Origin of the sequence: Streptomyces sp. XH2 (assembly GCF_049725035.1) — a bacterium.
GTDB classification, from domain to species: domain Bacteria; phylum Actinomycetota; class Actinomycetes; order Streptomycetales; family Streptomycetaceae; genus Streptomyces; species Streptomyces roseoverticillatus.
In genome coordinates this window covers 40,649-63,090 of the sequence record NZ_JBMMMZ010000024.1, presented here as the reverse complement: position 1 = coordinate 63,090, position 22,442 = coordinate 40,649, and the positions used below count along the sequence as shown (strand labels likewise).

At 72.7% G+C, this 22,442-nt stretch carries 24 protein-coding genes; 13 read left to right on the top strand and 11 right to left on the bottom strand.

The features are described 5' to 3' along the window. Positions 1-93: 93 nt before the first annotated feature. Positions 94-1,704 (top strand): GMC oxidoreductase, encoded by a 1,611-nt coding sequence (locus ACOTKD_RS36085; protein WP_424893234.1) that lies wholly within the window; start codon positions 94-96, stop codon positions 1,702-1,704. 106 nt (positions 1,705-1,810) lie between these two features. Continuing rightward, on the top strand, positions 1,811-2,578 hold the full coding sequence (locus tag ACOTKD_RS36080; RefSeq protein ID WP_424893223.1) for a thioesterase II family protein: 768 nt from the start codon (positions 1,811-1,813) through the stop codon (positions 2,576-2,578). Positions 2,579-2,703: 125 nt separating this feature from the next. Here the strand turns inward: ACOTKD_RS36080 and ACOTKD_RS36075 are convergent, their stop codons facing one another. Further along, entirely contained in the window at positions 2,704-3,423 is a 720-nt protein-coding gene (locus ACOTKD_RS36075) for a hypothetical protein (RefSeq protein WP_424893222.1), read from the bottom strand. A 64-nt stretch (positions 3,424-3,487) separates the two neighbouring features. After that, positions 3,488-4,120 (bottom strand): ATP-binding protein, encoded by a 633-nt coding sequence (locus tag ACOTKD_RS36070; protein ID WP_424893221.1) that lies wholly within the window; start codon positions 4,118-4,120, stop codon positions 3,488-3,490. A gap of 121 nt (positions 4,121-4,241) precedes the next feature. On the opposite strand from ACOTKD_RS36070, the gene ACOTKD_RS36065 reads away from it, so the two are divergent. Further along, positions 4,242-5,300 carry a magnesium and cobalt transport protein CorA gene (locus tag ACOTKD_RS36065; protein WP_424893220.1) on the top strand — a complete coding sequence of 353 codons (1,059 nt, stop codon included), beginning with the start codon at positions 4,242-4,244 and terminating at the stop codon, positions 5,298-5,300. Positions 5,301-5,354: 54 nt separating this feature from the next. On the opposite strand, the gene ACOTKD_RS36060 is transcribed toward ACOTKD_RS36065, so the two are convergent. Continuing rightward, entirely contained in the window at positions 5,355-7,205 is a 1,851-nt protein-coding gene (locus ACOTKD_RS36060; RefSeq protein WP_424893219.1) for a hypothetical protein, read from the bottom strand. 146 nt (positions 7,206-7,351) lie between these two features. Between ACOTKD_RS36060 and ACOTKD_RS36055 the strand changes: the two genes are divergently transcribed. Together ACOTKD_RS36055 and ACOTKD_RS36050 are read left to right on the top strand one after the other, a co-directional pair. Next, positions 7,352-7,798, top strand: coding sequence for a nitroreductase family deazaflavin-dependent oxidoreductase (locus ACOTKD_RS36055; protein WP_424893218.1), 447 nt, complete (start codon positions 7,352-7,354; stop codon positions 7,796-7,798). Positions 7,799-7,841: 43 nt separating this feature from the next. Next, positions 7,842-9,113, top strand: a complete 1,272-nt coding sequence (locus ACOTKD_RS36050) for an ATP-grasp domain-containing protein (protein ID WP_424893217.1) — start codon at positions 7,842-7,844, stop codon at positions 9,111-9,113. Here the strand turns inward: ACOTKD_RS36050 and ACOTKD_RS36045 are convergent. Then, positions 9,108-9,749: a hypothetical protein gene (locus tag ACOTKD_RS36045; RefSeq protein WP_424893216.1), complete on the bottom strand. Its 642-nt coding sequence runs from the start codon at positions 9,747-9,749 to the stop codon at positions 9,108-9,110. The genes ACOTKD_RS36050 and ACOTKD_RS36045 overlap by 6 nt on opposite strands. Positions 9,750-9,995: 246 nt before the next feature. Here ACOTKD_RS36045 and ACOTKD_RS36040 point away from each other — a divergent pair, with 246 nt between their 5' ends. Further along, positions 9,996-11,513, top strand: coding sequence for an FAD-dependent monooxygenase (locus tag ACOTKD_RS36040; RefSeq protein ID WP_424893233.1), 1,518 nt, complete (start codon positions 9,996-9,998; stop codon positions 11,511-11,513). A gap of 15 nt (positions 11,514-11,528) precedes the next feature. Here ACOTKD_RS36040 and ACOTKD_RS36035 read toward each other — a convergent pair whose 3' ends face one another. Then, entirely contained in the window at positions 11,529-12,302 is a 774-nt protein-coding gene (locus tag ACOTKD_RS36035; RefSeq protein WP_424893215.1) for an isocitrate lyase/PEP mutase family protein, read from the bottom strand. Positions 12,303-12,571: 269 nt separating this feature from the next. Here ACOTKD_RS36035 and ACOTKD_RS36030 point away from each other — a divergent pair, with 269 nt between their 5' ends. Further along, a complete protein-coding gene (locus ACOTKD_RS36030) occupies positions 12,572-13,027 on the top strand; it encodes a hypothetical protein (RefSeq protein ID WP_424893214.1) in 456 nt (151 codons plus the stop codon). After that, entirely contained in the window at positions 13,024-13,332 is a 309-nt protein-coding gene (locus tag ACOTKD_RS36025; RefSeq protein ID WP_424893213.1) for a hypothetical protein, read from the top strand. Before ACOTKD_RS36030 ends, ACOTKD_RS36025 begins: the two co-directional genes overlap by 4 nt. 56 nt (positions 13,333-13,388) lie before the next feature. Here ACOTKD_RS36025 and ACOTKD_RS36020 read toward each other — a convergent pair whose 3' ends face one another. Then, the gene (locus ACOTKD_RS36020; RefSeq protein ID WP_424893212.1) at positions 13,389-13,727 is read right to left on the bottom strand and encodes a nuclear transport factor 2 family protein; all 339 of its coding nucleotides are present in this window, start codon (positions 13,725-13,727) and stop codon (positions 13,389-13,391) included. Positions 13,728-13,945: 218 nt separating this feature from the next. Here ACOTKD_RS36020 and ACOTKD_RS36015 point away from each other — a divergent pair, with 218 nt between their 5' ends. After that, complete coding sequence (locus ACOTKD_RS36015) at positions 13,946-14,527, top strand: hypothetical protein (protein WP_424893211.1); 582 nt, start codon at positions 13,946-13,948, stop codon at positions 14,525-14,527. 410 nt (positions 14,528-14,937) lie between these two features. On the opposite strand, the gene ACOTKD_RS36010 is transcribed toward ACOTKD_RS36015, so the two are convergent. Then, positions 14,938-15,501, bottom strand: a complete 564-nt coding sequence (locus ACOTKD_RS36010) for a hypothetical protein (protein WP_424893210.1) — start codon at positions 15,499-15,501, stop codon at positions 14,938-14,940. A 176-nt stretch (positions 15,502-15,677) separates the two neighbouring features. Here ACOTKD_RS36010 and ACOTKD_RS36005 point away from each other — a divergent pair, with 176 nt between their 5' ends. Continuing rightward, a complete protein-coding gene (locus tag ACOTKD_RS36005) occupies positions 15,678-16,277 on the top strand; it encodes an RDD family protein (RefSeq protein ID WP_424893209.1) in 600 nt (199 codons plus the stop codon). Between the two features lie 161 nt (positions 16,278-16,438). Here ACOTKD_RS36005 and ACOTKD_RS36000 read toward each other — a convergent pair whose 3' ends face one another. Next, positions 16,439-16,798, bottom strand: coding sequence for an SH3 domain-containing protein (locus ACOTKD_RS36000; protein ID WP_424893208.1), 360 nt, complete (start codon positions 16,796-16,798; stop codon positions 16,439-16,441). 233 nt (positions 16,799-17,031) lie between these two features. Here ACOTKD_RS36000 and ACOTKD_RS35995 point away from each other — a divergent pair, with 233 nt between their 5' ends. Next, complete coding sequence (locus ACOTKD_RS35995; protein WP_424893207.1) at positions 17,032-17,271, top strand: hypothetical protein; 240 nt, start codon at positions 17,032-17,034, stop codon at positions 17,269-17,271. A gap of 498 nt (positions 17,272-17,769) precedes the next feature. Here ACOTKD_RS35995 and ACOTKD_RS35990 read toward each other — a convergent pair whose 3' ends face one another. Continuing rightward, the gene (locus ACOTKD_RS35990) at positions 17,770-17,967 is read right to left on the bottom strand and encodes a hypothetical protein (RefSeq protein WP_424893206.1); all 198 of its coding nucleotides are present in this window, start codon (positions 17,965-17,967) and stop codon (positions 17,770-17,772) included. Positions 17,968-18,297: 330 nt separating this feature from the next. Between ACOTKD_RS35990 and ACOTKD_RS35985 the strand changes: the two genes are divergently transcribed. Next, entirely contained in the window at positions 18,298-19,332 is a 1,035-nt protein-coding gene (locus tag ACOTKD_RS35985) for an alpha/beta hydrolase (RefSeq protein ID WP_424893205.1), read from the top strand. Positions 19,333-19,452: 120 nt separating this feature from the next. On the opposite strand, the gene ACOTKD_RS35980 is transcribed toward ACOTKD_RS35985, so the two are convergent. Both ACOTKD_RS35980 and ACOTKD_RS35975 read right to left on the bottom strand, forming a co-directional pair. Then, positions 19,453-20,265, bottom strand: a complete 813-nt coding sequence (locus ACOTKD_RS35980; RefSeq protein WP_424893204.1) for an alpha/beta fold hydrolase — start codon at positions 20,263-20,265, stop codon at positions 19,453-19,455. 84 nt (positions 20,266-20,349) lie between these two features. Next, positions 20,350-21,015, bottom strand: a complete 666-nt coding sequence (locus ACOTKD_RS35975) for a TetR/AcrR family transcriptional regulator (protein ID WP_424893203.1) — start codon at positions 21,013-21,015, stop codon at positions 20,350-20,352. A 174-nt stretch (positions 21,016-21,189) separates the two neighbouring features. Between ACOTKD_RS35975 and ACOTKD_RS35970 the strand changes: the two genes are divergently transcribed. Then, positions 21,190-22,398: a cytochrome P450 family protein gene (locus ACOTKD_RS35970; RefSeq protein WP_424893202.1), complete on the top strand. Its 1,209-nt coding sequence runs from the start codon at positions 21,190-21,192 to the stop codon at positions 22,396-22,398. Positions 22,399-22,442 lie beyond the last annotated feature (44 nt).

The following is a 22,442-nucleotide window of genomic DNA, read 5'->3' as shown; positions in this document are numbered from 1 at the left end:
CTCTGTCCGGCCGGCCCTCCGGGTTCATCTTCCTCTCCCCGAAGCTCAGGAGAAAACAGCGTGGTAGCACACCAGCCCCTGTCGCGCCGCCGCATGCTCGGCCTGGCGGCCTTGGGCGCCGCCGCACTCGCCGGCCAGACCACGATCACCGCCGCCCCGCGGGCCGCCGCCGCCACCGCGGCCGGCGGCTCCGGCGGCACGTTCGTCCCCGCCGTCGTGGTCGGCACCGGCTACGGCGCGGCCGTCTCCGCGCTGCGCCTCGGCGAGGCAGGGGTCCCCACGCTGATGCTGGAGATGGGCCAGCTGTGGAACCAGCCCGGCCCCGACGGCAACGTCTTCAGCGGCATGCTCAAGCCCGACAAGCGCTCCAGCTGGTTCAAGACCCGCACCGAGGCCCCCCTCGGCTCCTTCCTGTGGCTCGACCTCGCCAACCGGGACATCGACCCCTACGCGGGCGTCCTGGACCGCGTGAACTTCGACCAGATGTCCGTGTACGTGGGCCGCGGCGTCGGCGGCGGCTCGCTCGTCAACGGCGGCATGGCGGTCACCCCCCGGCGCTCGTACTTCGAGGAGGTGCTGCCCCAGGTCGACGCCGCCGAGATGTACGCCAAGTACTTCCCGCGCGCCAACTCGACGCTGAGGGTCGGCAGCATCGACAAGGACTGGTTCGAGCAGACCGACTGGTACAAGTTCGCCCGCGTCTCCCGTGAGCAGGCCTCGAAGGCGGGCCTGAGCACCACCTTCGTGCCCAACGTCTACGACTGGGACTACATGCGGCGCGAGGCGGACGGCACGGTGCCCAAGTCCGCGCTGGCCGCCGAGGTCATCTACGGCAACAACCACGGCAAGGTCTCCCTCGACAAGAGCTACCTCGCGGCCGCCCTCGGCACCGGCAAGGTCACCATCGAGACCCTCCACCAGGTCAAGACGATCCGTCAGCAGAAGGACGGCACGTACCTGCTGACCGTCGAGCAGAAGGACGCCGACGGGAAGCTGCTCGCGACCAAGGAGATCTCCTGCCGCCACCTCTTCCTCGGCGCCGGCAGCCTCGGCTCCACCGAACTGCTGCTGCGCGCCCGGGAGACCGGCACCCTGCCCAACCTCAGCTCCGAGATCGGCGGCGGCTGGGGCCCCAACGGCAACATCATGACCGCCCGCGCCAACCACATGTGGAACCCCACGGGCACCAAGCAGTCCTCCATCCCCGCCCTCGGCATCGACGACTGGGACAACAAGGACGCCCCCGTCTTCGCCGAGATCGCCCCCATGCCGGCGGGCGTCGAGACCTGGGTCAGCCTCTACCTGGCCATCACCAAGAACCCCGAGCGCGGCACCTTCGTCTACGACGCGGCCAAGGACCGGGCCGACCTGCGCTGGACCCGCGAGCAGAACGCGCCCGCCGTCGCCGCCGCGAAGTCGCTGTTCGACCGCATCAACAAGGCCAACACCACGATCTACCGGTACGACCTCTTCGGCAAGCAGCTCAAGGCCTTCGCCGACGACTTCTGCTACCACCCGCTCGGCGGCTGCGTGCTCGGCAAGGCCACCGACAACTACGGCCGCGTCGCCGGCTACAAGAACCTCTACGTGACGGACGGCTCGCTCATCCCCGGCAGCATCGGCGTCAACCCCTTCGTCACCATCACCGCGCTGGCGGAGCGCAACGTCGAGCGCGTCATCAGGGAGGACGTCGCGAAGTCCTGACGGACCGCGGGCGGGGGCCGCTGCCGGGGCCCCCGCCCGTACCCGGCCCTTCCGCGGGCCGCCGCCCGGCGAGCGAGACCGCACGAGACCGCAAAGGAACGCTTCCGTGAACACCCCGCTCCCCGACGACAACGGCCTCTGGATCCGCAGGTTCCACCCGCGTCCCGACAGCCGCGTCCGACTGGTCTGCCTGCCCCACGCGGGCGGCTCCGCCAGCTTCTACTTCCCCGTCTCCCGGGCCATGCCCGACACCGTCGACGTGCTGTGCGTGCAGTACCCCGGCCGCCAGGACCGCCGCACCGAACCGCTCCTGGACTCCGTCCAGGCACTCGCCGACAAGGTCTACGAGGCCCTCCTGCCCTGGACCGACCGGCCGATCGCCCTCTTCGGCCACAGCATGGGCGCCTCCCTCGGCTACGAGATCGCCCGCCGCCTGGAGCAGGAGCGGGACATCGTGCCCGCCGCCCTCTTCGCCTCCGGCCGCCGCGCCCCCTCCGCGCACCGCGACGAGACCGTCCACCTGCGCGACGACGACGGCCTCGTCGCCGAGATGCGCGGCCTCAGCGGCACCAATCCGGAGCTGCTGGGCGACGAGGAGGTCCTGCGCATGATCCTCCCGGCCATCCGCGCCGACTACCGCGCCGCCGAAACGTACCGGTGGAACCCCGGGCCGGCCCTGCGCTGCCCCGTGACCACCTTCGTCGGCGACGACGACCCGAAGGTCACCGTCGAGGAGGCCGCCGCCTGGTCCGGCCACACCGAAGGCCCCTTCACCCAGAAGGTCTTCCCCGGCGGCCACTTCTTCCTCGCCCAGCACCAGACGGAAATCGTCCGCCTCATGGCCGCACAACTGGAGGCACCGGCGAGGGCGTGAGCAGCGCTCAACGCACCAGCGGCGAAGCCCGGGACACGAACGCCTCTATGGCCGCCTTGGCCCGGGCGTCCCGCAGGTCCCGCCCGGCCTGGTCCTGCGCTTGGGACACCTCCCGTGTATAGGGATCAGCTTCTGAGCTTGGCGAGGGTGGCCTTCGCGTCCTTGACGAGGACCGGCTGGAGCTGGTCGGCGTCGTAGCCGGGGGCCGACTCGTCGGCGGTGGCCGAGCTCTGCGTGAGCTTGGCCGTGTACTCCGTTCCGCCGTCCAGGACGCTGAGGGTGGTCATCCGGATGGTGTCGATGTCCACGGACACCAGGTAGGCGCGGTCGCCGAGGCCCGTGACCTTCTTGACGGTGGCCTTGCTCTTGGCGAGGTAGCCGGCGCTCTCGGCCTCGGCGATGAACTCGGGCGTGCGGTCGGCCTCCTTGTGGAGGGTCACCATGGTGCTCAGCGTGACCATGCCCGCCCCGGTCTTCTTCGGCTCCAGGTCCAGGTAGCACTCGCTGCGGTCCATCGCCTCGTGCCGGAGCACCGACCCCGGCTTGTCCTCGTCGTGCTTGACGGTGAAGAGCGAGCCGATCGCCTCGGTGGACGCGTCCTGGCACAGGTCCGTGCTGACCTTGTAGGCCCGGGTGTCCGTGGTCGCGGCGCGGGGGCCGTCCGACAGGGCCAGGAAGCCGCCCCAGAACACGGAGGCCGCCACGGCACCGGCCAGCACGGGTATCCACAGGCGCCTCGGGGCGGCGGAGGGCCCGGGGCCGGCGGGAGGGTGCGGCGGGGGAGCGGGGGAGGGGACCGCGGACCCGGCGTACGGGGCGCTCGGCTGCTGGGGCGACGTGTTCATGATCGGCAATCTACACAGGCCGTCACGCCGGTCCGCCTGTTTTCTCGGTCGCCGTGACCGGGGGTCAGACGGCGCGGCGGTCGACGACCTCGACGGACAGGCGCTGCCATGGCGTGGCGAGCCGTATGAGCTCGTCGGCCGTCAGTGCGCCCGTGGCGCGCAGATCCTCGCCCGGACGGAAGTGGACGACCGTTCCGCTCGATCCGTCGTCAGCGACCGGCGTCAGGTCGCTCACCGGCACCCCGTGCTCGTACCGCTGGGTCCACGAGCCGTTGCGGCGCCGGTTCGTGTGGACGAGCCACTCGCTGAGCGCCGCGACGACGGACATGCCCCGGCGCGGATGGCCGTCGGGAAGGAGCTGCGCGCCGGGGCGGTCGAAGAAGCGGAGGTCCTTCGTCGCCATGACGGGCTTCTTCACGGCGTGACCGCGATCGTCGACGCGGGTGTCGGTGCCCCGCCCGTCATCCGCTACGGAGACCGAGCCGTCGGGGTGCAGCGTGACGACGCAGCGGCCCTCGCCCCGGTCGCTGCACTCCGCCTCGTCGGCCGCGTAGGCGACGACTTCGAGGACCAGGTGCCGCACGCCGCCGGGAGCGAACGTGCCGGCGCTACGGCGGACGGACGCCAGGTGATCGAGGTCCACGGTGCTCGCCCAGTCGTGCGTCGTGTTGCGCCAGGAGGATCTCGGAGTGTCCATCGTGCAAGTATGCGGGCCGCCCGGAGGGGCACCGCTCCGGGCCCGTCGCGGGGACATTCGGGTAGGAACAGGGGAGTATCGGTGCTGTAAGGCGGGTGCGGCGGACGCGAGGAGGATGGCCGTGATCGTCGACTGCGCGCACTACCGCGACGGGCGCAGGCAGCACGAGGGCGCGATGCCGCTGGAGCAGGCGGCCGAGCGCTGCCGGCAGGGCGGCTTCGTCTGGCTCGGCATGTTCGAACCGGCCCCCGAGGAGCTGGCCAGGGTGCGCGAGTGCTTCGGGCTGCACGAACTCGCCGTCGAGGACGCCCGCGCCTACCACCTGCGGCCGAAGGCCGAGCAGTACGAGGACGGCACCGAGCTGATCATCCTGCGCACCGCGCGCTACGACGACGAGCGCGAGGAGGTCGACACCGGCGAGATCAGCGTCTTCCTCGCCGAGCACTTCGTGATCACGGTCCGCCAGGGCATCGCCAGCGAACTGCACGGCGCCCGCAGCCGGCTCGAACGCCGCCCCGAGCTCCTGCGGGCCGGCAGCTCCTCGACGCTGTGGGCCATCCTCGACCAGGTCGTCGACAGCTACGCCCCGGTCGTCGCGGAACTCGAACACGACATCGAGCAGATCGAGGCCACGGTGTTCTCGGGGGCGGTCGCCCCGACCGAGCGGATCTACTCCCTGCGCCGCGAGGCCACGGACTTCTACCGCGCCGTGCACCCGCTGCTCGCCGTGCTCACCCGGCGGCTGCAGCCGGGCAAGGCGCCGGCCGAGCTCCGGCCGTACTTCCGGGACGTGCACGACCACCTGCTGCTGGTCAACGAGGAGGTCGCCGCCCAGCGCGACCTCCTGGCCACCGTCCTGGAGGCGAACATCGCGGTGATCTCCGTCGAGCAGAACAAGATCAACCTTCGGCAGAGCGCCACGATGGAGCAGCTCACGATCCTCGCGTCCGTGTTCCTGCCGATGTCCTTCGTGGTCGGGTTCTTCGGGCAGAACTTCGACTGGCTGGTCAGGCACATCAGCAGCTTCACGGCGTTCCTCGCCATCAGCGTCTGCGGGCTGCTGCTGCCCTGCCTGCTGCTGTACGCATGGCTGCGGAGGCGGCGCAGGGGCCTCGCGCCGCCGGCGCCGGAGGTGAGCAACGCCGTCCCGCGCGCGGTCAGGAGCTCCCGGTCCGGATGAACCAGAGGCGAGGGCGATGAACACCGCCGCCCGAACCCCCGGCTCCGGCGCCCGTCAGATCGCCTCCGCTGACGGGCCGTCGCCGTTGCGGAGCCGCTGCCAGGCGGCGGCGAACAGCTCCGGCAGGGTGCCCGGCAGCGGTGGCAGCGCCGTCACCTGTGCCTGCGCCTGCACGCCGTCACCGCCGGACAGCACGGCTCCCAGCAGCGGCGCCTTCCAGCACTCCATGGGCGGCAGCGGCTTCGCGGCGTGCGCCCACGGGCCGGGGAGGAAGACGCTCCGCCCGGCGCGCGCCCGCTTGTCCTCCACCACCAGGCCGCGCCCGATGAGCTCGCCGACGGCCTTCCGGTGCCGGGCCGGAGCCCAGCCGTTCCACCGGCGGACGTTCCGGTCGGACGGCACGGCGAGCGTCAGGAGCTGGAGGTAGAGCGCCGCCGCGTCCTCGGTCAGCCCCAGCCGGTCCGCCACCTCGGCCACCAGGGCGGGCGCACTGGCCCGCGGGTCCGGCTCGTACCCTCCCGGAGGCAGGTCGCCGGCCTCGATCCGGCCCATCATGCGGTCGCAGGCGCCGCCGGTCAGCCAGTCCCAGCGCGCGGAACCGCCGCTTCCGCGGATGATGCCCGAATACAGCACCTTGGCCGGGGAGTCCTTGCGCGCCAGCACCTTGCGCATGACCCGGACGACCTCCGGCGCGCCGTCGCGGACCGGGTCCCCGGCGGGCAGGTCGGCGTACGCCCAGGGCAGGCCCGTGAACACGGCGTCGACCACCTCGTCGGCGTCCGGGAAGCCCATGACGTCCCACACCGTCCGCAGGTCCTGGTACTCCGGCGGGCAGGGCCACAGGCGCAGGTAGAAGCCGGGCGGCAGCGGCATCCGCGCCGGGTCGAGGAAGAGGTGGCACAGGTCGGTCGCCGTCATGCGGGTCTCCAGCGCCAGCGCGGCCTGCCAGGTCTCCTCCGGCGGCCGGGGCCGTACACCCTGCTGCTCGCGCCACGCCTCGGCGGTGCGCGCCGCGACCCGGCGCAGCCCGCCGGGCTCCCACAGCTCCGCCGGGTCCTCGGGCAGGACGTCCGCGAGCAGGGCTATGCGGTGCGTGTCCCGGAGCCGCCCCAGCTCGCTGCGCGCGCTCTCCGCCTCGGCGGCCTTGAGGCCGAGGGCGGCACGCTCGTCCTTGGCGAGGAAAGGCACGTAGTAGCCGTTGGCCCCGGGGTTGCCGGCCAGGGTGAGGGCGGCCGCGGGCCGGCTGATGCCGCAGGCGTCGCTCAGCTCGACGACGGCGGCCGGGTCCCAGGGCATCGGCCCGCGCTCACGGACCAGCGCCACCAGCCGGCGCAGCTGTTCGGGCGTGCCCCAGCCGCGGTGGGCGTCCTCGGCGTACAGCAGCTCGCCCGGGAGGCCCGGGGCGTCGTCGCCGGTCCGCGCTTCCAGCAGCCTCCGCTCCCCCTTGACCGGCCAGTACGTGGCGACGGCGGCGCCCTGCGCGTCGCGGACGCCGAAGGGGCCCCCGGCGGCGAGCCGGCCGGTCCGGAAGCGGTAGGACGGATCCGCGAACGGGCTCTCCGCCCAGGACTCCAGGAAGTTCAGCAGCACTTCGCGGCGGTCAGGGCGGGTGGACGGGGCGGCCGCGCGCAGCGCCACCGCCCCGATGCGGCCGACGAACCGCGTCCAGGTGCCGTCCCCGCCCGGCTTCGGCCCGTCCTCCCCGGGCTCAGGCGTCCACGTCCCGGCGATGAACCGGCCGGTGCGCTCGATGGAGACGAGCGCGTCGTCGTACCAGACGCCCCAGCCGTCGACGAAGCCCTGCAGCGCGGCGGTGATGGTGAAGGATTTCCACTCCCGGGCGGTCCACTCCCGGGCGATCCGTTCCTGGGCGATCCGGGCGCCGTTCCCGTCGGTCTTGTGCATGCCCCGATGATGGCCGATGCCACTGACAACGGGCCCGGCGGCCGTCCACGGGATCGCCATGGTTCCGGCGTGGTGCCGAGGGAATGCACCGGGCACTGTGTGCAGTTGTGTTCCTGACACGTGTTTCTGACGACGGGAGAGACGCCATGCCTCTTGACGGCGAGTACGAGCCGAGCCCCACGGCGTGGGTGCGGGAGCAGGTGGAGAAGTACGAGGGTTCGGGCGGCACCGAGGGGACGACGCTGCGCGGACTGCCCGTCGTCCTCCTCACCAGCCGGGGCGTGAAGAGCGGGAAGCTCCGCAAGTCCCCGGTCATGCGGGTGGAGCACGAGGGCGCGTACGCCGTGGTCGCCTCTCTGGGCGGCGCCCCCAAGAACCCGGTCTGGTACAACAACCTCGTCGCCGACCCGCGCGTGGAGCTCCGGGACGGGACGGAGGTCTGGGACATGACGGCCCGGGAGGTCACCGGGGAGGAGAAGGAAGTCTGGTGGAAGCGCGCCGTCCAGGCGTTCCCGGACTATGCCGACTACCAGGAGAAGACGGACCGTGTGATCCCGGTCTTCGTCCTGGAACGGACCCCCGGCGGGCACTGAGTCCGGCAACGGGCGTGGCCATGGCCTCGCGAGGGCGGTGTGGATGATGCGCGTGCTCGTCCTGGGCGAGTTCCGTGCGGACCGGCTGCTGCCGCCGCTCCTGCGTGCGGGTGCCGAGGCCGTGGTGCTGGGCTTCTCGCCGCGCATCGCCCCCTTCCTGGCGGCCTCGCTCGGGGCGGACGTCGTCTGCGGCGAACTGCCCGCCGCCCTGAGCGAGGAGGACGTGCTGCGTCTGCTCGCGCACTGGCGCGCGGACGTCGCCGTCCCCAACATGGGCTGCCCCGGGCAGGAGCAGCTCCTGCCGCTCTACGCCCGCACCGCCTCCCGGTGGCGGGCCGCCGGCCGGCGCATGCCCGTCCACCCGGACGGTTTCGCGGAGCTGGTCAGCGACAAGGTGGCGCTCCACAGGACCGCGCGAGCACGGGGCTGGCCCGTGCCCAGGGGCCTGGTGTGCGGCGCGGCGCCGGCCGTCCGGACGGCCGCGCGGGAGCTCGGTCCGCCCGTGATGATCAAGGAGGCCCGCAGCGAGTTCCACGCCGGGCGCCACTACGTGCGTGATCACGGACAGCTCGACCGTGCCTGCGCCGAGGTCGCCTACCCGGTGCTGGTCCAGGAGGTGCTGGCGGGGGAGGAGTACGGGGCCGAGTTCCTGTCCGACGGGTCGTCGACGGTGGCGTGGCCGGTGGCGTCCCTGGGCCGGCTCGACGGGGAGTGCGCCCCGGGCCGCCGGGTGAGGGTCGCCCCCGTGGCGCTGCCCGCGCATGCACGGGCGGAACTGGCCGCTGTCGTACGGGACATGAACGACGCGTTCCGGCCGCACGGCCCGTGGCAGATGGACTTCGCCGTCACCGACGGGGGCAGGCCGGCGCTGATCGAGCTGAACGGGCGGCTCGGCGGCGTCTCCAACATGAGCTGGGCCGCCACCGGCGCAGACCCGCACGTGGCCCACGCCCGGTCCGCCCTCGCCGCCCCGGCCGACGGCCTCCTCGGCGGGCCGCCCCCGCCGTGCCGGGCCGCCCTCGAACTGCCGGTGCCCTCCGGGACGCCACTGCCGCCCCCGCCCGAAGGCACCGGACTCATGCTCTTCCCGGGTTCCCCGGTCAACCCCGGCCCCCTCGTCGGCGGGTACAGCCGGCCCGTGCTCACCGTGCCGGAGGGCCGGGAGGAGGTCGCGCTCGCCTGGTTGGGGGAGCTGCCCCCGGGGACGCTGCTGAACAGCCCGCGGGAGGCGGCCGGTCAGCTCGCGCGCGGGGCGCGGGGACTGCGCGAGGCAGGCCCGCTCACGCCCGGCCTCATGCCAGGCCCGGCCTCATGACCGGGCGAGAAGGTTCGTGATGAGCTTGCGCACCCTGCCCCTGACCACGGGCAGGACGCCGTGGACGAGCTGGGTGCCGTAGACGACGGTGGTCCCCGGCGGCGGGCTGCAGGTCCAGCGCGTGTGGGGGACGTCGGCGAGGCGCACGGGGCCGCGGCGGGCCGTGATCTCGTGGACGAACCGCGTGCCCGGTCCGTAGGCGCTCCCGGGAGGCACGGCGGCCTCGCTCCAGAGGGCGTCCGCGGAACACGTGTCGAGATAGAACTCCCCGCCCTCTTCGGCGTCCTCCAGGTTGAAGGCGATCCGGGCGATCCGCTGCGGCCGGGCACCCGGGTCACCCACGCCGTGGACGTGCGGGCGGATGGTGTCGCCGGGCTTGAGGTCGTGGTAGAGCCACGGGTCGGCGTCGGTGGCGGAGGGGAAGGCCCGGCGGAGCGCGGGCAGGGACCGTTGCAGGGCGCCGTCCAGGATGGCCTGCGCCTCCCGGGGCGGGGTCGTTCCCTCGCTGGGGCGCGTGGGGACCCACCCGCTGGTGGCGAGGTACTCGTCCAGGACCTTGGTGAGGCCGTCGGTCTCGTCGGTGGTGAGAAACCCCTCCACGGTCTGGACGGCCAGGGTCTCGGTCATGTGGATCACGGGTACGGACTCCCTTCACGGCGCCCGGCGGGCCCGGGGACGCCCTACCCGTACGAGTCCAGTACGAGAGCGTGCCGTTGCCAAGCGCGCCGCCCGGCCAATGGCAGCCACGGTCAACGGCGGCCCCGGCGGCGGGCGGTGCCGGGTGCGGCGGGGGCTGACGGGCGGTGGGGTTGACGGGCGGTGGGGTTGACGGAGCGGACCGCCCGCGCCAAGGGTGGACGCGTGACGTCCCTGAGCGCGGATGTGACCACCGAAGTGCTTGTCGTGGGCGCCGGCCCGGCCGGGCTGCTGCTGGCCTGCGAGCTGGCCCTGGCCGGGGTGCGGACGCTGGTGGTGGACAAGCGCGCCCAGGCGCACCGGGAGTCGCGTGCCCTGAATCTCCACCCGCGCAGCATCGAGCTGATGGACATGCGCGGCCTGGCAGGCCGGTTCCTCGCCGCGGGCCGTACGGTGCCCGGCTGGCAGTTCACCGCGAGCCTCAAGCGACCGCTCGACTTCACCGTCCTCGACACGCGGCATCCGTACGCCCTCCTGCTGGCCCAGTCCCGCACCGAAGCCCTGCTCGCGGAGCGGGCGCGGGAACTGGGCGTGCCCGTCCACCGCGGGTGCGAGGCGGTCGCCCTGCGGCAGCACCCCGGGGGAGCAGAGGTGGACATCGCCGGACCCGGCGGGCGGGTCACGGTGCGGGCCGCCTACGTGGCCGGGTGCGACGGAGGGCGCAGCTTCGTCCGGCAGGCGGCCGGCATCGGCTTCCCCGGCACCCCCGAGACGATGACGGCGATCGTCGGGGACTTCGCGGTCGCCGACCACGCCGGCAACGACCGGGCCCGGCGGCACGGCGTGCTCGTGGCCCGGCTGGAGGCCGGGCTGACCCGGTTCGTGGTCATGGACCCGGCGCGCATCCGGGTGCCCTCCACCGAACCGGTCACCCTGGAGGAGTTCCGCACGTCCCTGCGGCAGGTGTGCGGCACGGACTGCGGTGTCGACCGGCCCCGGTGGCTGTCGCGCTTCGGCAACACCACCCGCCTCGCCGAGACCTACCGGCGGGACCGGATCCTGCTCGCCGGCGACGCCGCGCACGTCCACTTCCCCGTCGGCGCCCAGGGGCTCAACACCGGCCTGCAGGACGCCATGAACCTCGGCTGGAAACTCGCCGCCACCCTCCGCGGCCGGGCACCGGCCGGTCTGCTCGACACGTACCACGACGAACGCCACCGGACCGGCCGGGAACTCACCGGACTCACCCGGGCCCAGACCCTCCTCGTCGAACTCCCGCTGACCGCCCCCTACGGCGCCGCCGCGGGGCTCCTGTGCGAGCTCCTCGACACCCTCATCGGCCTCCCCGAGGTCAACCGCCACCTGGCCGGCCGCCTCTCCGCCCTCGACACGGCCTACCCGCCCGCCGGCCCCGGCGCCCACCCGCTCACCGGCCGGCGGATGCCCGACATCCCCCTGACCGCAGCCGGAGGAACCACGACGCGGCTCTACGAGCATCTGCACGACGGTCGTTTCGTCCTGCTGCACCTGGGCGGCGGCAGCGGGCCGGCCGACGACAGGCACAGTGCGGCACACGTCCGCACTGTGCACGCCGTCCACGCCGCGTCGGGTGAGGAGCACCCGTCCCTCGCCGCGGTGACCGAAGTGCTCGTGCGCCCCGACGGCCACGTCGCCTGGGCCACCGGGGCCACTCACCCCCGGGCCCTGCGCACCGAACGCGGTCGGGCGCTGGCCCGGTGGACCTCGGCGTGCGGGGCCGGTTGACGCGGGCGGAGTCCGTCAAGCGGTTTCGGCTTCCCCCTGCTCCCACAGCGACGCTGCCATGTCCGCCACTACGGCCATCGTGCGCCGGTGGAGACCGCCGCCGAAAGTGACGCGGGCTACGCCCAGTTCGCCCAGCTCACGGGGCGAGGGCCCGTTCGGCAGGGCGATGGCGTTGACCGGCACGGGAACGGCGCGGGTGATCTCCGGGAGGAGCTCTGCCGGGGCGAGGATCGGGAACGCGCAGTCGGCGCCCGCCCGGGCGTAGAGCTGACAACGGGCAATGGCGGGGCCGGCGTCCGGTGCCGTCCGGTCGCCCCTGAGGAAGGTGTCGGTGCGGGCGTTGATCACGAGCCGGTCGCCGGCCTCGGCCCGGATGCGGGACAGCCGGTCGGCGTGCTCGGCAGCATCCTTCAGGCGCCCCGTGACGCGATCGCTGTCCTCCAGATTGCAGCCGACGGCCCCCGTCTCCAGCAGCCGCTCGACGAATTCGGCGGGCGGCAGCCCGTAGCCGTCCTCCAGGTCGGCGGTGACCATCACGCCGTCCGCGGCGACGGCCCGGACGATCCGGGCCACCGCGGCGAACATCTCGTCCGCGGGCGCACTCCCGTCGGCGTACCCGAGCACGGCCGAGACGCCCGCGCTGGGCGTTGCCAGAGCCCGGAAACCGGCGTCCGCGAAGGCACGGGCACTGGCGGCGTCCCAAGGGCCGGGCAGGACGAGGGGGCCGGACGCGGTCCGGCCGTGGTGCAGGGAACGGAAGGCGGCGGCATCGCCGGAGATCGTTGTCATACACCCGACCGTAGAGGCGGAAGCGCCCGGGGAAGTGGTCCACTCGGCGGGCCGTTTCGTGGGCCACTCCGCGGCGCCCGGACCGCCGGTGGCAGGATGATCGCCGGAACGGGCCGGGACCGGGGCCGTCACCCCGGCCATCCGTGCCGCCCTGCAAGCGGCTGAGGCGTCCGGCCGGCGTTCGTCGGCGCTGCCCGGCTGCCCGGCCGTCCTCCAGGACGAGGAGCCCCGGGCCGCGATCGAGGACGTACCCACCCTGAGGACAAACCATGGACCTGAGACCGGAGCTCGTGCCACCGCCGGTGAGCCGGCAGCGGCTGGACGAGACGGCCCGCGAAATCGACCGGACAGCAGACCTGGTGACCACGTCGCCCGCCGATGCCGACGAAGCCGTACGGGCCTTCAACGAGAAGACCGGGCACGCCTGCACGGCGTTCGACTTCGCCACGTACCACGGCAGCAGGAGCCGCGAGGAGTTCGCGAGGGATGCCGCTCGCCCGGCCCCGCCCCGTGTCGCCGATGTCACGAGGGACGAGCTCGTCGAGGTCGTCCGCCGGATCACGGCGGCCGGCCCGGACGCCGACTGCTATCTGACGCTCCTGGAGGCGAACGTGCCGCATCCACGGGTCGGTGACCTGCTGTTCGCCGACGCCGGCCGCGGGCGGGAGGCGTCCCCGGAGGAGATCGTCGACGAGGCACTGGCATACCGGGGGATCGCACTGTGAGTTCCGTCCATACGTCCGCGGAGAACGTCTGGCGGCTCCTGCGCGGCGACACGCTCGTCGGCACCATCACGGTGGACGACGGGGACTTCCCGTGGCTGGCGGGCCGCTTCGCCGCCGAGCCCGCCTTCGAAGGAGTGCGGCCGTGGTTCGAGGAACTGCTGGCCGTCCTCGCAGCGGACGACTTCGACCGGTTCGACGCCGCGTACGACCCGATCGCGGAGGCTTTGACCCTGGTGTCGCCGACGGGGCCGGTCGGCGAGTTCCTCCTGTACATCGAGGGCGACGAGGCGCGTTTCCGCTGCTGACGCGGCACGGTGGGGCCGGTCCTGGCCGGCGCCCCGGTAGCGGTCCCGGCGGTCGGTCAGGCCGCGAACCAGACCCGTTCGATGTGGTCCTGCCCCACCTCGTAGACGGCCATCGCGGCACGGGTCTCGTGGCCCATGAAACCGGTCACGCGCTCCTGGTCGATGACGATGCGGCCGTGCGTCACGCGCGAGACCAGTTCGGCGTGCAGACCGGGGCTGGCGGCGAAGAGGGTCGCGTAGCGCTCGCGGAAGGCGGGCCCCGACCGGTCGGGGAGGACGTCGCCGGACGGGAAGGCGTGGACGGGCACGTCCTCGGCGTAGTACGCGAGGAACCCCTCGAGGTCGCGCGCGTTGTACGCCGCGAGCTGGCCGTCGACGATCTCCTCCGGAGACATGGGGCTCCCCTTTCCGGCCCGGCCCGGCCGGGGCACGGGTTCGGCGGGCGCGCGTACGGCGGTGTCACACGGGTCGGGAAGATCATATCGGCGGCTCAAGAGCGTAAGCCCCGCGCGGCCGGCCCCGGTCCGGCCGGTGCCGGCCGCGCGGGAACACGACGAGGCCCGCCACGCCGTGCGCAAATCCGTAGCAGGCCGAGTCGGCGAGTCTCATCACGATGTTGGTCGGCTTGAGGTCGCGCAGGACGAAGCCGGCCGCGTGCGGCCTCACCGATCAGGTGGGTGAGTTCGCGGGCGAGGCGCCACGCCGCCGGGACCGGCGGCAGGCCTCCGTTGCGCGCTGCCTCCTCCGCCGGCCAGCGGTGCAGGTTCTCGCCGTCGATCAGGTCCTCGGCGAGGAAGACGCGCCCGCCGGCCTCGAAGACCTCGCGCGGAGCGGGAGTGATGCCCCGCGGCGCGAGACGGGCGAGCACATCGGCCTCGTAGCGGAGCCATTCCCGGGCATCGGTCTTGCCGGGCTGTGCGCCGACGTGCGCGCGTGCCTCCTTCAGCAGGACGTCCTCGCCGGTGTGTTCGTCGCGTGCGCGGTAGACGCCGCCGCGGTTGGAGTGGGGGACGGCTTCCCGGACGAGGTAGCGCCCGGCGATGAGCGCCGGGCCGCGTCCGCCCCGGCGCCGGCCGGCGCGTACGGGCTGGTCGAAGGGTCCGACAGGATCGCCGGCCCGGGCAGCCCGAGCGTGGTCCGGTGCAGCTCTTCCGCGAGCGCGCGCAACCGGCGTCGTCGGCGGGGTACGCGGTGAGGAACTTGCCGGAGTGCTCCCGCGGGGCCCGGACCGACGTGAGACCGGCGGTGACGCGGGGCGACACCGCGAACTTGAACGCGCACCCGTGCGCCACCAGGACCCCCGCGGCTCCGTGCAGGACCTGATGGGCGGAGCCGACGGTCTCCGACAGGTGGAGCTTCCACTCCTGACGCCGGGGCCGGTCCCCCACCGGTGTCACCATGCGCCAGGTCTCACTGTCCCGCAGCGTCCACGCGGACCGCTCCGCCGCCCGAGGATCCGCAGGGCAACCGACTGACAGCTCGCCTGGGGGCGCACCGTCACGCGGTCGGAGTGACATGCCGGCACTACGGGCGCGGACCTACGGCGCTACGGTGTGCAGGCCCGCGGTACCGGGCCGGGACGGTACCCGGTACCACCGCGGTCCGTCAGACGGACCAGCGCTCGCGCATCGTCTTGACCGTGTCGCCCTTGTCGTTGAGCGTGATCTCGTAGATGTTGCCGTAGCAGGAGAAGGGCGCCTTGACGCGGCTGTAGTCGTTGACCAGGCAGGCGTCGAGGTGCATCGACAACTCGTCGCGGCTCACCTTCTTGTACTGGCCGGAGCCCGTGGCCAGCTCGGCCTTGAGGTCCGCCGGGAGCTTGTAGCCCTTGGGCTCGCCCTCGCCGTGGTAGATCCAGTCGTTGGGCGTGCACTTGGGCTTGGCGTCCATGGCCTCGATGACGCTGACGTCGCGGTGCAGGCCCACCTGGATCATCTTGACGCCCGCGGGCAGCTTCGGCGGCTTCCCGCAGTCGCCCTCGCCGCCGTGAGCACCGTCCTTGTCGTCGCTCTTGCCGTCGCCCTTGGCCGCCTGCGACGGCTTCGCCGCGGCGGAGGAGCCGCCCGAGTCGCCCTTCGCGGTGTCCTCTTCGGGACCGCAAGCCGTGAGACCGCCGCCGAGCGCGGTCACGAGCGCGAGCGCACCGATGGCATGCCGAACAGATCGCATGAGTCTTCCCCCGTGTGAAGAATGTGAAGAACTTGTCGTGATCATGATTGATCGCGGAGTGTTCTACACCAGGGGGAGCCCCCACCGCCAATCGCCTCGATCGGCAGCCTGTTCGATGCCGCTCGGCGATCAACCTGAGAATGAGCTGTGACAGTCGTAAGGCAGGATGAGCCCCCGTGAACCAGCCCTACGCTCCGCAGCCCCAGCAGCCGTATCCTCCTCAGCCTTACCCGGGCCCTCAGCCCCCGCAGCAGCCGTATGCGCATGCGAATCCGCACCCGCACCCCTATCCGCATCCGCATCCCTACGCGCAGCCCCAGCCCCAGCCCCAGCCCCAGCCGCATCCGTACCCGCAGCGCCCCGCCGTCCCCGAGGCGGTCGGTGACGAACGCCGGATACTCTTCGCCGGGATCGACGGGACCATCACGGTCGTGGCCGGTTTCGCCCTCGCCCTGCGGATCGCGGACGACAAGAGCGTCGGCACGTTCTGGGCCGTCGCCGCCGCGTGCCTGTTCGGGGTGTCCTTCGTCCACCACGTCCTGGGGGCCGTGGTGTTCCGGACGACGGTGGGCAAGTTCCTGCTCTTCACGCGCGTGGTGCGGGAGGCCGACGGCGGGCGGCCGCGCTTCTGGCAGGCCGTGCGGCGCTGGCTCCTGGGCCTGACCTGGCTGCCGATGCAGCCGGTGTGGAGCGTGCTCGGCTGGCTCGGCTCGGAAGGCGACCCGTACGAGGACGGCTGCGGTCTGCGCTACGTACGCAGCAAGGACCTGCGGTGACGGACGTACGGTGACGGACGGGCTGACGGAAGGCCCGGGAAACACGCCGGTCCCCAAGACCGCCACCGGGTCTTGAGGACCGATGTCACGCACGGGCCCGGTTCAGCCGGCAGCTTCCGCTACCGGGTCGGGCCCCTCGCACAGAACGGGCTTGCGGGTCGTCACTTGCCGCAGAACGGCGGGATGATGTTCTTGTGGGACACCCAGCCGCGCGTGCCCTTGGCCAGGCCGCCCTTGCTCTTGGACTTGAGCTGGACGTTGTCCCAGCCGCCCGACGAACGCAGGATGCGGATGGGGTCGCCGAAGTACAGCTGGCCCACGACCGCGCCCGAGGTGCCGGCCTTGGTGCGCAGCCGGGTGCCGTCGCTGTAGATCATGGCGTTGTCCTCGTGGCACGCCTTGGCGGACACGGTGGTCGCGGCGGTCACGGTGGTCGCGGGCGCGGCCTGGGCCGGGGCGGCCAGGGCGGCGGTGGTGCCGATGAGGGCGGCGGTGGTGAGTGCGAGGGATATGCGTCGCACGGATCCTCCGGTTGTTCGTGTGATGCGGCGGGTGCTGCCGCGCGATCACCCTAGAGGCTCTGACTGACAGCCCGTACGGCCGCCCGCCCGATGGCTCGGCCCATGGTGCGACACACCTCCGGCCCTGCCCTGGCGTCGTTGTCGACCCCCGCAGGGCGAGAGCTCACCGGAGGAGCGAGTACGACGACCGGGCCTTCGCCGGCAGCCCCAGAGGCCTGGACATCGACCACATCGTGCCGCTCAGAGCCGCCTGGGACGCCGGGGCCGACACCTGGGACGTCGCGAAGCGGGAGAGGTCCGCCTACGACATCTCGCCCGGCACCCCGCGGCTGATCGCTGTGTCCGCGACGTCCAACCCCTCGAAGGGCGCGTGTCCGTACGGCGAGGCGTGGACCGGGGTGAAGCGCAAGTACGACCTGACGGTCACCCGGGCCGAGGGCGATGTGCTCGCCCGGACGCTGGACCACTGCTGACACGACCGTTCCCCTCGGCCCGCCCCGGCCCGCTACGGCACGAAGCGCAGCGCGCGCAGCAGATCGCCGTCGCCGGCACGGTGCGCGTTCTCCAGCATGCGGCGCAGTTCGGAGACCCCGACCCGGTGGTACGCGGTGACCGCGAGGGCGACCCCCTCGCGCCGCAGAGCCGGCCCGCGGGAGAGCGGGGAGCCCCCAGCAGGGACGCGGGCTCCTGTGCCCGGTCCGCCCGGAATCCGGCCCGCACCAGAGCGCCGACGGTCCCGGCGATCGCCGTGCCCGCGACGGCACGGACCCGGCCGGGCACGGACAACGCCGCGGCGAGCGGGTACGGCACCCCGCAGCAGAGGAAGCGAACGGAGTCGTCGCCGAGGCCGAGGCGGCCGGCCTGCCGGGCCGCGAACCCGATCGCGATCGCGGTGCTCCCGCCCGCGAACACGGCGACCGGCCAGGCCGGCCGCCGGCGGACGGTGCGGCACGCGGGCACCACGTCGTGGATCACCGTGCCACGGCGAACAGCAGCAGCACCATCACCACGGCGACGACGGCGAGGGCCGCGCCCGCAGCGGCCCGGCCCGTCGCCCACGCCGAGACGACGCCGTAGCTCCAGCCTTTGGGCACCATCACCGCCCCGGCGGCCCACATCCCCGACAGGCCGAGGGCCACCCGTGGCCACCGGCTGCTCGCAAGATCCATGGGGCAAGCATGGCGGCCGGCCCGGGAGGCGCCTGAGTACGGCTACTCAGAAGTACAGTACGGGCGGCCCGGGTGCGTGACCGGTGGAGCGGCGCACGTAATGTGGCCGTGAGGTCCGCCGCGAAGGCCGTGCCGCGCGAGCGGCGCAGATCATAGCCGGAGCGTGGAACCGGGGGAGGGCTTCGGCACTCCACCATGGCGGAAACAGACGATCATGTCCTTCGGGGCAGCAGCAGGAGTGTCCGGAGCGACGTGATGACGCAAGTGAGCGGGGGGACCTACCAGTCCCAGGGATACCATCGCGCACGCCTTGCCAAACGATGGACCATCGTGGTGGCATCCATAGCCGTGCTCGGTCTGATAACCGCCGGCGTGCTCGACTACTTGAAGATAGGCCCCTTCTCCGACAAGGGGGCACCGGTGAGCTTCGGCCAGGACCAGGCGGCCGGGAGCGGCGGCCAGGCCGGCGGGCCCAACGGCGCCCCCGCGGCCCCGGATTCCAAGGTCCTGATGCCGACCGGCCCCGCCGCCGAGTTCAAGAACGCCGACACCCTCGGCGACGGCACGCACATCGCCGTCACCACCCTGGAGGGCAAGAAGTCCGGTTTCACGGGCAAGGTGTGGGTCTGGGCGCCCAAGGAGTACAAGGACGCGAAGTTCAAGGACCACGGTTTCCCGGTCCTGATCGCGCTGCCCGGCGGCCCCGGCTTCCCGGACAACTACTGGATGGGCACCAACCTCAAGCTCCAGTCGTCCATCTCCAAGTGGTACGCCGCGGGCAAGAGCAAGCCGTTCCTCCTGGCCATGCCGGTCCTCAACCCCAAGAACAACGGTACGTACTGGGACGGCAGCGACATCCCGGGCCAGCCGAAGATGGGCACCTGGCTGACCGAGGACGTCCCGGACCTGATGAAGGCCAACTTCCGCACCATCAAGTCGCGCGACGGCTGGGCCTTCATGGGTTCCTCCTCCGGCGGTTTCGCCGGCATGAAGGCCGTGCTCAAGCACCCGGACAAGTTCAAGGCCGCGATCGCCTCCGGCCCGGACTTCTACCCCGACTCCCCGCTGTGGAAGGGCCATCCCAAGGAGCGGGACGAGAACGACCCCAAGCTGCTGGCGAAGGACCTGATCGCCCGCAAGGGCCCCGAGGTCTACATCGCCTTCCAGTACGGCACGAAGGAGGATCCCATCACCATCAACGGGGTCAAGAACTTCGTGAAGGAGTACGGGCAGGGGCCCGTGCACACCATGGTCAAGGAGATCCCGGGCGGCAAGCACGACGCCTACACGTACGTCCCGAGCATGGGTGAGGGACCGATCCAGTTCATCAGCGAGCAGCTGTCGGACCCGGTTCCGGCTTCCTGAGCGAACGGGCTCCGGGCCGCGCTCGGCCGACCGGCTGAGCGCGGCCTTTCCGTTTCCCTCCGGTCGGGTCGGCCGGGCTTTTCCGCCAGGCCTTTCTGACCGGCCGTCCAGCGCCTGAGCTCAGTTCTCGAAGGCCCCGCGCAGCGCCTCCGCGAAGGGGGCCGGGTGCGTCAGGTAACCCACGTGCCCGCCCGGGAACTCCGTGACGCCGGTGCCCACGTGCTCCGCCAGGGTCCGCGTCGTGCGGAGCACGAGCGTCTCCGGGCCCTCGCCGCCGAGCACCACGGTGAACCGCGCCGCACGCAGGGCATCGGCATCCGGCCGGAAGCGGACGAACGAGCGCAACTCGTAGGCCAGACACGTCCCCATGTTGACCCGGACGCGCGCCAGCATCTCCTGAATCGGTGCCGGCAGGCCCTCGGTCGTTTCCGGGGGCCCTTCCAGGCCGATCGCCCCGCTGAACCGCCGCATCGCCGCGTCGAGGCCCTCGTGCTCGTAGAGCTCGTACACCTCCTGGAACAGGGCGTGCCAGCGGTCGGCGTCCGGCAGCAGGTCGATCACGAACGGCTCGTGCGCCACCAGGGCCCGTACGCGGCCGGGGTGCCGCGCCAGGAGGGCCATGCCGATCATTCCGCCGTAGCTCGTGCCGAAGACGTACGCCGGCTCGCCGCCGGCGACCGTGTCCAGCAGTAGGCGGGCGTCCTGGCCGTGCTCCTCGATCCGCTGCTCCCGGGGCGGGCTCGTCAGGCGGCTGCGGGAGTTGCCCCGCAGGTCGTACGTGATGACGGTGAAGTCTTCTGCGAGCCGGCCGGCCAGGGGCCCGTACATCGCGGCGTCGCCGTCACCGCCGTTGACGAGCAGAAGGGGCGGGCCCGATCCGCGGACCTCGTAGTAGATCTCGGCATCGGGCGTGGTCAGCGTACCGGTCTTCATGGGACATCAGGGTGCACCCGGGGCGGGCTCCGGGCAATGGCATCCGGGGCGGGCTCGTCAGGCGGCTGTGCGGGCCGGGGTCGGTCAGCCGCCGGTCTCCCCGCCGGCCAGCGCGCGCAGTGCGTCCGCCAGTTCGTCGGTGGTGAGCGGCGGGGCGGGGAGGGCGGAGGCGGCCGGGGCGCGCAGGCCGTCCAGGAGGAGGTGCAGGTGGCGCCGCCAGGCCTGCGGCGCGACGGTCACCGAGGCGGGGACGACGCGGCCGAGGGCGGCCAGCGCGAACAGCAGGTCCTCGACGACCACGTCGTCGCGCATAGAGCCCTGCTCCTGGGCGCGCAGGATGAGCAGGCGGACCGTCTCGTGGTGGTGGGTCTTGAGGGCGTCGAGGGAGGGGATGTCGGGGATGCTGGTGGTCATGAGGTCGTTGGCGCCCCTGTCGGCGGCCAGGCCTTCGAAGATGTGCTCCAGGTAGCCCGCCAGGCCCGCCCAGGCGTCGTCGGCGTTCCGGGCCTCTTCGCCCCGTTGCAGCGTGCCGGTCAGCCCCTCGCCGAACACCGCCTCGATGAGCGCGCCACGGGTGGGGAAGCGCCGGTAGAGGGTGGCGTTGCCGACGCCGGCCCGGCGGGCGATGTCGTCCAGCGGGGCGTCCACGCCGCGCTCGGCGTAGATCTCGCGGGCTGCCGCGACGAGCAGGTCGCGGTTGCGCTGCGCGTCCTTGCGCAAGGGGCCGTCCGCGCGGGTGTTGCTGCTCATGGCCCCTCCTCGGGCGGTGCGGCTGCGTGATGACAGCAACTCTAACAGCGAACCGTGGACTGGTCCCCGTTTCGCTGTTAAGGTCACGGCACGTAGTGGGGAGCCATCCCCACTTTTCTGGGTTCCCGTTACCGGCTGCCGGTTGCCGTACCGGCGACGAAGGGCTGACGATCCATGAGCACGCTTCCCGACTTCCAGGCGCTGGCCCCGGCCGGCGTCGACTTCGTGGCCGACCCCTACCCCCTCTACGCCCACCTGCGCGGGCAGGGCCCCGTCCACCGCGTCCCCACGGAAGGCGCCGGCGACGTCTGGGTGATCCTCGGCTACGACGCGGGGCGCGAGGCCCTCACGCACCCCGGGATCAGCACCGACGTGCGCCACTCCGCCCGCTGGACCAGCGACGGCGGCCAGGCCGTCGGCCGCAACATGCTCCAGACCGATCCGCCCCAGCACACCCGCCTGCGGGCGATGGTCGCCGGCGAGTTCACGGCCCGCCGGATCGAAGCCCTCAGGCCGCGCATCCAGCAGATCACCGACCAGCTGCTCGACCGCATCGCCCCCCTGGGCGCCACCGACCTCGTCGCGTCCTTCGCGCTTCCCCTGCCCATCGCCGTCATATGCGAGCTGCTGGGCGTACCCGAAGAGGACCGCGACTACTTCCACGAGTGGTCGCAGCGCATGGTCTTCGAACCCGCCACCCCGGCCGGCGCCGAGGCGGCCGCCGCCATGGCGGCCTTCCTCACCGAACTGCTCCGCACCAAGGAAGAACACCCCGAAGACGACCTGCTGAGCGCGCTGGTGCGGGCCGAGGACGCCGACGGGCACAGGCTCCCGGTGGACGAGCTCATCGGCATGGCCTTCCTCCTCCTCGTCGCCGGCCACGAGACCACCGTCAACCTGCTGGCCAACGGCACGTACGCCCTGCTCACCCACCCCGAGCAGCTCAAGGCCCTGCAGGCCGAACCCGGCCTGCTGGAAGGCGCGATCGAGGAGATGCTGCGCTACGAGGGGCCGGTCACGTCCGCCGCGTACCGCTGGACGAAGGAGGCCGTCGAGATCGCGGGACACACCATCCCCGCGGGCGAGTCCGTCCTGGTCCTGCTGGGCTCGGGCTCCCGCGACCCCGGCCGCTTCGCCGAGCCCGACCGCTTCGACATCCGCCGCCCCCGCACCCCCGGCGGCGGACACCTCGCCTTCGGCCACGGCATCCACCACTGCCTGGGCGCTCCCCTGGCACGCCTGGAAGCCGCCGTCGCCTTCCGGGCCCTCCTCGACCGCCTCCCCGACCTCACCCTGGACACGGACCCGGCCGACGCCGCCTGGCGCCCCGGCCTGATCCGCGGCTTGACTCTCCTGCCGGTGCGTTACACCCCGGTGTGGTGAGCGTGATGGGCGGGCGGCGGCCGCTGCGTGGTCAGGGACGCGCG

Bases quoted from the DNA above. Each gene is read 5' to 3' on its own strand.
- ACOTKD_RS36075 (WP_424893222.1), bottom strand. From the start codon at position 3,423: ATGAACACGTCGCCCCAGCAGCCGAGCGCCCCGTACGCCGGGTCCGCG.
- ACOTKD_RS36030 (WP_424893214.1), top strand. From the start codon at position 12,572: ATGGACCTGAGACCGGAGCTCGTGCCACCGCCGGTGAGCCGGCAGCGG.
- ACOTKD_RS35970 (WP_424893202.1), top strand. From the start codon at position 21,190: ATGAGCACGCTTCCCGACTTCCAGGCGCTGGCCCCGGCCGGCGTCGAC.
- ACOTKD_RS36060 (WP_424893219.1), bottom strand. From the start codon at position 7,205: ATGCACAAGACCGACGGGAACGGCGCCCGGATCGCCCAGGAACGGATC.
- ACOTKD_RS36010 (WP_424893210.1), bottom strand. From the start codon at position 15,501: ATGCGATCTGTTCGGCATGCCATCGGTGCGCTCGCGCTCGTGACCGCG.
- ACOTKD_RS36055 (WP_424893218.1), top strand. From the start codon at position 7,352: ATGCCTCTTGACGGCGAGTACGAGCCGAGCCCCACGGCGTGGGTGCGG.
- ACOTKD_RS36035 (WP_424893215.1), bottom strand. From the start codon at position 12,302: ATGACAACGATCTCCGGCGATGCCGCCGCCTTCCGTTCCCTGCACCAC.
- ACOTKD_RS36015 (WP_424893211.1), top strand. From the start codon at position 13,946: ATGTTGGTCGGCTTGAGGTCGCGCAGGACGAAGCCGGCCGCGTGCGGC.
- ACOTKD_RS36020 (WP_424893212.1), bottom strand. From the start codon at position 13,727: ATGTCTCCGGAGGAGATCGTCGACGGCCAGCTCGCGGCGTACAACGCG.
- ACOTKD_RS35975 (WP_424893203.1), bottom strand. From the start codon at position 21,015: ATGAGCAGCAACACCCGCGCGGACGGCCCCTTGCGCAAGGACGCGCAG.
- ACOTKD_RS36070 (WP_424893221.1), bottom strand. From the start codon at position 4,120: ATGGACACTCCGAGATCCTCCTGGCGCAACACGACGCACGACTGGGCG.
- ACOTKD_RS35980 (WP_424893204.1), bottom strand. From the start codon at position 20,265: ATGAAGACCGGTACGCTGACCACGCCCGATGCCGAGATCTACTACGAG.
- ACOTKD_RS36050 (WP_424893217.1), top strand. From the start codon at position 7,842: ATGATGCGCGTGCTCGTCCTGGGCGAGTTCCGTGCGGACCGGCTGCTG.
- ACOTKD_RS36085 (WP_424893234.1), top strand. From the start codon at position 94: ATGCTCGGCCTGGCGGCCTTGGGCGCCGCCGCACTCGCCGGCCAGACC.
- ACOTKD_RS35990 (WP_424893206.1), bottom strand. From the start codon at position 17,967: ATGGATCTTGCGAGCAGCCGGTGGCCACGGGTGGCCCTCGGCCTGTCG.